The sequence below is a fragment of the Pseudomonas sp. GW823-FHT06B06 genome (assembly GCF_058795195.1).
This window is the reverse complement of sequence record NZ_JBXAHO010000013.1, coordinates 22,179-30,325: the sequence shown is the minus strand read 5'-3', so window position 1 is coordinate 30,325 and position 8,147 is coordinate 22,179. Positions and strand designations below refer to the sequence as shown.

Annotated in this window: 7 protein-coding genes and 1 pseudogene; 3 read left to right on the top strand and 5 right to left on the bottom strand. The window is 61.6% G+C overall.

Going from position 1 to position 8,147, the window contains the following annotated elements; translation table 11 throughout:
* The first annotated feature begins 160 nt into the window (after positions 1 to 160).
* Complete coding sequence (locus AC1Q8Q_RS14090) at positions 161 to 952, top strand: AraC family transcriptional regulator (protein ID WP_033043873.1); 792 nt, start codon at positions 161 to 163, stop codon at positions 950 to 952.
* Positions 953 to 1,053: 101 nt separating this feature from the next.
* On the opposite strand, the gene AC1Q8Q_RS14085 is transcribed toward AC1Q8Q_RS14090, so the two are convergent.
* Positions 1,054 to 1,782 (bottom strand): methyl-accepting chemotaxis protein, encoded by a 729-nt coding sequence (locus AC1Q8Q_RS14085; RefSeq protein WP_370628334.1) that lies wholly within the window; start codon positions 1,780 to 1,782, stop codon positions 1,054 to 1,056.
* Between the two features lie 129 nt (positions 1,783 to 1,911).
* Positions 1,912 to 2,844, bottom strand: a pseudogene (locus AC1Q8Q_RS14080) (cache domain-containing protein); the annotation flags it as partial.
* Positions 2,845 to 3,294: 450 nt separating this feature from the next.
* Here AC1Q8Q_RS14080 and AC1Q8Q_RS14075 point away from each other — a divergent pair.
* On the top strand, positions 3,295 to 4,188 hold the full coding sequence (locus AC1Q8Q_RS14075; protein ID WP_020796349.1) for a PA4780 family RIO1-like protein kinase: 894 nt from the start codon (positions 3,295 to 3,297) through the stop codon (positions 4,186 to 4,188).
* A gap of 161 nt (positions 4,189 to 4,349) precedes the next feature.
* Here the strand turns inward: AC1Q8Q_RS14075 and cueR are convergent, their stop codons facing one another.
* From cueR to AC1Q8Q_RS14060, 3 genes are all read right to left on the bottom strand, one after another.
* Positions 4,350 to 4,763, bottom strand: a complete 414-nt coding sequence (cueR, locus tag AC1Q8Q_RS14070; protein WP_020796348.1) for a Cu(I)-responsive transcriptional regulator — start codon at positions 4,761 to 4,763, stop codon at positions 4,350 to 4,352.
* Positions 4,760 to 7,153 carry a heavy metal translocating P-type ATPase gene (locus AC1Q8Q_RS14065; protein ID WP_033045079.1) on the bottom strand — a complete coding sequence of 798 codons (2,394 nt, stop codon included), beginning with the start codon at positions 7,151 to 7,153 and terminating at the stop codon, positions 4,760 to 4,762. The genes cueR and AC1Q8Q_RS14065 overlap by 4 nt, the downstream gene beginning before the upstream one ends.
* Positions 7,154 to 7,366: 213 nt before the next feature.
* Positions 7,367 to 7,750, bottom strand: coding sequence for a hypothetical protein (locus AC1Q8Q_RS14060; RefSeq protein WP_020796346.1), 384 nt, complete (start codon positions 7,748 to 7,750; stop codon positions 7,367 to 7,369).
* Positions 7,751 to 7,909: 159 nt separating this feature from the next.
* Between AC1Q8Q_RS14060 and AC1Q8Q_RS14055 the strand changes: the two genes are divergently transcribed.
* Entirely contained in the window at positions 7,910 to 8,107 is a 198-nt protein-coding gene (locus tag AC1Q8Q_RS14055) for a heavy-metal-associated domain-containing protein (protein ID WP_020796345.1), read from the top strand.
* The last annotated feature ends 40 nt before the right edge of the window (positions 8,108 to 8,147 follow it).

Below are 8,147 nucleotides of genomic sequence, written 5' to 3'. Positions count from 1 at the left end.
TACGCCCCCCCCCCCCCCCCCCCCCCCCCCCCCCCCCCCCCCCCCCCCCCCCCCCCCCCCCCCCCCCCCCCCGGCTCCTACAGATAGGTTTAGTGTTGAATAGATCCGAGGCATGGCCTAACGTCGCCCCATCAGCCATCTCGCAACACAAGGCCGTTCAATGTCGACTAACGGACAGGTTTCCCTCGAACGCAGTATTCCACCGCTCACCACACTGCCACGTCCGCTGTATGCCCGGGTGGAGAGCCTCAATGCCGGGTCGTGGACGGCGTCCCATCGACACGACTGGGTGCAGTTTTCCTATGCCATCAGTGGTGTGCTCGGCGTGCACACCGCCGAGGGCAGTTTCTTCGCGCCGCCCCAGTGGGGAATCTGGATTCCGGCGGATCTCGATCATCAGGTCGTGACCTCAATGCGCGCCGAGATGCGCAGCCTGTATGTGCGACGCGAAGATTGCGAGTGGGCGGACGGGCGTTGCCGGGTACTGGAAGTGACGCCGCTGGCCCGGGAGCTGATCAAGAGTTTCTGCCTGCTGCCAGTGGAATATCCACAGGGCGACAGCCCGCAAGCGCGGCTGGTGAGTGTATTGCTCGATCAGTTGGCGACGTTGCCGGAAGTCGGGTTTTCCCTGCCGTTGCCCCGTCATGAACGGTTGTTGGGGTTGTGCAACGAGCTGATCGAAAATCCCGAGCGCAATGTGACCTTGCACGAATGGGCCGAGCGCCTGGGTACATCGGAGAAAACCCTGATGCGCCTGTTCCAGCGGGAAACCGGGTTGAGTTTTCGCGGTTGGCGCCAGCGCATGCGGCTGTTGTCGTCGTTGAGTCTGCTGGAGGAGGGCGACAGCGTGACCAATGCCGCGCTGGCCTGTGGGTATGACTCGACGTCAGCGTTTATTGCGGCGTTCAAGAGCCTGTTCGGATTTACCCCGGGAGAGCTGTTCCGACAGTGAGGGCCGCTTCGCGAGCAGGCTCGCTCCCACAAGGGCAGTGCAAAACCCTGTGGGAGCGAGCCTGCTCGCGAATGGTCGCGAAGCGGGCACCGGGATTTCAATCAGGTACGGAAGCGGCGCACCAACCCATCCAGCTCATTCGACAACCCGGCCAGGCTCTGGGAATCCAGGCGCGCCGAGTTCGCCAGTTCCGCCACCAATTGCGCATCGCCATGGATCTGGCTGATGTGCCGGTTGATGTCTTCGGCCACTTGATGCTGTTGTTCCGCCGCCGTGGCAATCTGGGTGTTCATGTCGCGGATCACATCCACCGACTCGCGGATCTGCCCGAAACTGTTGCGCGCTTCGCCGATGCGCGTCACCGATTGCTGGGACACCTCCAGGCTCGCATGCATCTGCTGGGTCACCTGGCTGGTGCGCTTGGCCAGGTTGCCCAGCAGCCCGTCGATTTCTGCGGTGGAGTCGGCCGTGCGCTTGGCCAGCGCGCGTACTTCGTCGGCTACTACCGCAAAACCACGACCCTGTTCACCGGCCCGCGCCGCTTCGATGGCCGCGTTCAGTGCCAGCAGGTTGGTTTGCTCGGCGATTGAGCGAATGGTCCCCAGGATCGACTGGATATCATTGCTGTCGCGTTCCAGCTGTTGCATCGACTGCGCCGACTGTTCGATTTCCTGGCTCAGGCGATCGACACTGCTGACGGCCGCGTCAATCTGTTGCTGGCCTTCGCGGGCCTGGCGCTGCCCGCTGTCGGCGGACTCGGCCGCCTGGCTGCAGGAGCGCGCCACTTCGTTGGCGGTGGCGACCATTTCATGGAATGCCGTGGACACCATGTCCACCGCTTCACGCTGGCGCCCAGCGGCTTCGGCCATGTCGCTGGAGACCTGGGTCGAGCTCTTGGAGGTGGCCAGGATGCTGGTCGCGGCTCCACCGATGCTCTGGATCAGGTTGCGAATCGCGGTCAGGAACTGGTTGAACCAGTTGGCCAGTTGCGCGGTTTCGTCGCTGCCGCGGATTTGCAGGCTCTTGGTCAGGTCGCCTTCGCCCTGGGCGATGCCTTCCAGACCGTCGGCCACGCTGCGGATCGGTCGCACGATGACGCTGGCGAAACTGGCGCCGACAACGGCGAAAACCACGGCCAGTACCGCGGCGATGATGGCGATCAACCAGGTCAGTTGGGTGGCGGTGCTCATCACATCGCTCTGCTTGATCAAGCCGATGAAGGTCCAGCCCAACTGCTCGGACGGCCAGACGTTGGCCATGTAGCGCTCGCCATTGAGTTCAACCTCGACCAGGCCTTTGCCGGCCTTGGCCAGTTGCGCGTAGCCCTCGCCGAGGCTGCCCAGGGCTTTGAAGTTATGTTCCGGTTGTTTCGGGTCGACCAGCACGGTGCCGGAATTTTCCAGCAGCATCAGGTAGCCGGTCTCGCCGAGCTTGATCTGCTTGACCAGTTCGGTGAGCTGTTTGAGCGACACGTCGATGCTGACGACGCCACCGTTGGTGCCCAGCTTGTTGTCGATGGTGCGCACGGTGCTGACGTAGGACGTATCGTTTTCGGCCCAGTAATAGGCTTCGGTACGGAATGGCTTGCCCGGTTTGGCCTGGGCGGCCTTGTACCAGGGGCGCTGGCGCGGGTCGTAGTTGGCCAGTTTGGCATCGTCCGGCCACGACACGTAACCACCGGCCGCGGTGCCGAGGATGGCGTAGGCGTATGACGGATGGGCGTTGCCCAGGTCCTGCAGGAAGCCGAAGACTTTTTTGTCCATTTCCCCTTGGGGAATGCTGGCGGCGTTGGCGTTCATGTAGGTCTTGAGGCTGTCGTCGGAGTTCGTGATCAGCGGTTGCCTGGCCAGGTATTCGACGTTCTGGCTGATGCCGTCGAAAAACAGTTGCATCGCATTGCTGACCTGACGGATTTCGCGACCGCTGTTGTCGACGAATTCGTCCTTGGCATCGCTGCGCAAGTTCAGCACGACGAGGGTGGCGACCAGCACCACCGGCAAGCAGGCGATGATTGCAAACGCCCAGGTCAGTTTCTGTTTGATGTTCATCCGCGCTCCAGATTTTCTTGTAGGCCCACGCAGTGCAGATGACTCGCGGTTTTTTGGCAGCCGTAAACGTAATGGATCCCTGTTCCCTGAATGCGGCATCGTTATTGTTGTAAAAACGATTGTCGGACAAATCACTTTGTCACTTAGGACTTCGGCTGTTGCCTGCGGAAATTGAGGGCTGTTTTGAAAAATGACACGAACGGTACGTCGGCACCCCCTCCCCCGAATGGATGGATTGCCGTATAACGAAGGACTTTCGCGTGTTTGGTAATAAAGGACCCACAATAAAAGCTGATGAAGACTCCAAAACGCATTGAACCCCTGATCGAGGACGGTCTGGTCGACGAGGTGCTGCGCCCACTCATGAGTGGTAAAGAAGCAGCTGTTTATGTGGTGCGCTGCGGCAACCAGTTACGTTGCGCGAAAGTCTACAAGGAGGCGAATAAACGCAGTTTTCGTCAGGCGGCCGAGTATCAGGAAGGCCGCAAGGTGCGCAACAGCCGACAGGCCCGGGCCATGGCCAAGGGCTCCAAGTTCGGTCGCAAGGAAACCGAAGACGCTTGGCAGAACGCCGAAGTGGCGGCGCTGTTTCGCCTGGCCAATGCCGGTGTGCGGGTACCCAAGCCCTATGACTTCCTTGAGGGCGTGCTGCTCATGGAACTGGTGGCCGACGAGTACGGCGATGCGGCACCGCGCCTGAACGACGTGGTGCTGGAGCCGGACCAGGCGCGCGAGTATCACGCGTTCCTGATTTCGCAGATCGTGCTGATGCTGTGTACCGGCCTGGTGCACGGTGACCTGTCCGAGTTCAACGTGCTGTTGACCCCGACCGGCCCGGTGATCATCGACTTGCCGCAAGCGGTTGACGCGGCGGGCAACAACCACGCGTTCAGCATGCTGGAGCGGGACGTGGGCAACATGGCGTCCTATTTCGGACGGTTTGCGCCAGAGTTGAAAAAGACTCGGTACGCCAAGGAAATGTGGGCTTTGTACGAGGCGGGCACTTTGCACCCGGCCAGCGTCCTGACTGGCGAATTCGACGAGCCGGAAGAGCTGGCCGACGTCGGCGGCATCATGCGCGAGATCGAGGCCGCGCGCCTGGATGAAGAGCGCAAGCAAGCGGCGCGTGCCGCAGACGACACGCCACCGGGCAAAACCGAAGAGCCGCCTCCGCCCTGGATGCAGTGATCGGTTTTTTGTAGGTGCACATGATCGTTCCCACGCTCTGCGTGGGAATGCCGCCAGGGACGCTCCGCGTTCCGCTTCTGAATGTGACGCAGAGCGTCACGGGATGCATTCCCACTCAGAGCGTGGGAACGATCGTGGGCGATACGGTGTGTCACAGGCGCTTAAATATTCGACGGTTCTGCACAACACCCCGACTCCAGGCTCTTGAGAATCGGACAATCCGGCCGATGATCGCCCTGACAATGCTCGACCAGATCCTGCAACGTATCGCGCAGCTGCCCCAACTCGCGGATTTTCTGGTTCAACTCGTCGATATGCTGGCGGGCCAGGGCCTTCACATCGGCACTGGCCCGCTGGCGATCCTGCCAGAGGGTCAGCAGCTTGCCGACTTCTTCCAGGGAAAACCCCAGGTCCCGAGAGCGCTTGATGAACGCCAGCGTATGCAGGTCGTCGTCGCTGTAGACCCGATAACCGCTGTCGGTGCGATGCGCCGCCTTGAGCAAGCCAATGGACTCGTAGTAACGGATCATCTTTGCGCTCAGGCCGCTATGGCGGGCCGCTTGGCCGATGTTCATCGCTTGTCCTCCAGATCCTCGGGTTTCCAGGTTTTCAACAGTAGCGCATTGCTCACCACGCTCACACTCGACAACGCCATTGCCGCACCGGCGAGTACTGGGTTGAGGAATCCGAAGGCCGCCAGCGGAATGCCGATCAGGTTATAGACAAAGGCCCAGAACAGATTCTGGCGGATCTTCGCGTAGGTCTTGCGGCTGATTTCCAGCGCCGCGGGCACCAATCGCGGATCGCCGCGCATCAGGGTGATCCCGGCGGCGTGCATGGCCACGTCGGTACCGCCTCCCATGGCAATGCCGATATCCGCCGCGGCCAATGCCGGCGCATCGTTGATGCCGTCGCCAACCATCGCCACCACACCGGTTTTCTTCAGCATGGCGACTTCGGCGGCTTTATCTGCCGGCAGCACTTCGGCGTGTACATTCGTGATGCCCAGTGCATCGGCGACCACTTTGGCGCTGCCTCGGTTGTCGCCGGTCAGCAAGTGGCTGCTGATATGGCGTGCGCTGAGTTGTTGCACGGCTTGCAGCGCGCCAGGCTTGAGCGTGTCACCGAAAGCGAACAATCCCAGTACTCGCGGTGCCGGGCTTTGCTCGATCAGCCAGGACAGGGTCCGGCCTTCGGCTTCCCAGGCAGTTGCCGAATCGGCCAATTCACCTGCGCGCAATCCGCTTTCTTCCAATAGACGTCGATTACCCAGTGCCAGCCTACGGCCCTCAAGACTGCCGGCAATGCCGCGCCCTGTCAGGGACTGACTGTCGCTGACATCGGCCACGATCAGACCGCGTTGTGCGCACTCATCCAGCACAGCCTTGGCCAGCGGATGCTCACTGCCACGTTGCAAGGCGCCGGCCAGTTGCAGCAGGGCGGTTTCGTCACCGTCGATGGCGCTCAAGTGGGCGATGCGCGGGGTGCCAGAGGTCAGGGTTCCGGTTTTGTCGAACACCACTGCACTGACTTCATGGGCACGTTCCAGCGCTTCGGCGTCCTTGATCAGAATCCCATGCCGCGCCGCCACCCCGGTGCCGGCCATGATCGCCGTCGGCGTGGCCAAGCCCAGGGCACAAGGGCAGGCGATTACCAGCACCGCCACGGCATTGATCAGCGCGGTTTCCAGTGGCGCGCCGTACAGCCACCAGCCAATCAGGGTAGCGAGTGCCAGCAGCAGCACAACCGGCACGAAGATCTGGCTGACTTTATCCACCAATTTCTGGATCGGGGCCTTGGCCGCCTGAGCGTCCTCAACCAGTCGAATGATGCGAGCCAGCACCGTTTCCGCGCCAAGTGCCTGAGTGCGTACCAGCAGGCGACCTTCACCATTGATCGCGCCGCCCGTGACCTTGTCACCGGGTTGCTTGGGCACCGGCAGGCTTTCGCCGCTGATCAGCGCTTCGTCGGCATGGCTCTGGCCGTCGACCACTTCACCGTCCACCGGAAAGCGTTCGCCGGGTTTGACCAGTACCAGGTCATTGAGGCGCAAGGCGCTGATGGCGACTTCCTGCTCACGGCCGTCGACGACCTGGATCGCCCGCTCCGGGCGAAGCGCTTCCAGGGCGCGAATGGCGCTGGCAGTCTGGCGTTTGGCGCGGCTTTCCAGGTACTTGCCCAACAACACCAGGGCAATCACTACAGCCGAGGCTTCGAAATACAGGTGCGGCATGCGCCCGGCGGCGGTGGCCCATTCGTACACGCTCAAGCCATAACCGGCACTGGTGCCCAGCGCGACCAGCAGATCCATGTTGCCAGCGCCGGCACGCACGGCTTTCCAGGCGGCTACATAAAACCGTGCGCCAAAGATGAATTGCACCGGCGTGGCCAAGGCGAACTGCGCCCAGGCCGGAAGCATCCAGTGCACGCCGAACGGTTGCAGCAACATCGGCAAAACCAGGGGCAAGGCGAGGGCGATGGCTGCGATCAAGGCCCAGCGCTCGCGGTACAGTCGGGTTTGCTGCGTGTCGATATGTGGCTGATCGTCTTGCCAGACGCTGGCGACGTAACCGGCCTTGGTCACGGCACCGATCAGGGCTTGCGGATCGACTTGCCCGAACAGTTCCACATGAGCGCGTTCATTGGCCAGGTTAACGCTGACGCTCTTGACCCCCGCCACCTTGCTCAGTGCCCGTTCGACCCGGCCGACACAGGAGGCGCAGGTCATGCCGTCGATGCTCAATTCAAGGCGCTGCTGCGGCACGCTATAACCGGCTTTTTGCACGGCCTCCATCAAGGCCGGGAGACTGTCGACCGGCGCTTGAACCCGGGCCTGCTCGGTGGCCAGGTTGACGCTGACGGCACTGGCGCCGACGACTTTGCTCAAGGCGCGCTCAACACGCCCGGCGCAGCTGGCACAGGTCATGCCGGCAATTGGCAGATCGAAAGTAATGGATTCGGACATCGGTCACGCTCCCTGTAGTAGTTGCCTACAGGATCAACCTTGCCATGCTGGCAAGGTCAAGCACCAAGATCAAAGTGCGATATCAACCTTGTAGGAGCGAGCCTGCTCGCGATGTACCCGAGAGCGCCGCGGGGTGTCAGGTTTCCAGCGTTATCGTTGACGACCTTCGTCGGAACGCCGCCCGGAGCATGCTCGCTCCTACAGGGGGATGTTTCAGTATCCGAGGCCTGCGCGCTTGAGATACATCCCATCCTGTGTCATCGCAATCCGGTATTTCAACATATCACCGGCCCTGAGCTGGATGTCTTGCGAACCCGGCGCCAACATGCCCGGGTTACACCCCGGCGCCTGGCCCGGCAGCAACTTCAAGCGCAGCGACACATTGCCCGGTGGCAAGTTGAACGAGGTGCTCTGCTCCTGGAACAGCCGCGCCGCCAGCTGGTCCTGGATGTACACGCCGATTTCGCAGCTGGTTGCGACTTCCAGGCGCTCGCGGGAAATGATCAGCACGCCATAATCCTCACCGGCGGCATTGACCGGGGCTGTGGCGGTGAAAAGGCTGAGCAGGCCTAACAGGCTGAAAGCTGACCAGCGCATGGCTGAATCTCCTGGAATCAAGTCGTAGATGCACGCAGCTTGGCCGAGCGCGAAGCCGATTGCCAGCCCGGCAGGTCACTTCGGAACTTGACCTTGCCATGGGGGCAAGCTCGAGACTGTAGCTCACCTCATTCAAACACCTCAGTAAAGGAGTCATCCATGCAAGTGTTTAACGTTGAAGGCATGTCCTGCGGTCACTGCGTCAAGGCGATCACCCAGGCTGTGCAGGCCAAGGACCCGGCCGCGAGTGTGCGGGTCGACCTGGCGGCCAGGGAAGTCGGCGTAGAAAGTGCATTGAGCGCCGAGCAAGTGATCGAGCTCATCAGTGAAGAAGGCTACCGCGTGAAGCTGGCCTGAATTTTTTAATAGTTAGCGAGCTAACTTAATGTTCAAGGCG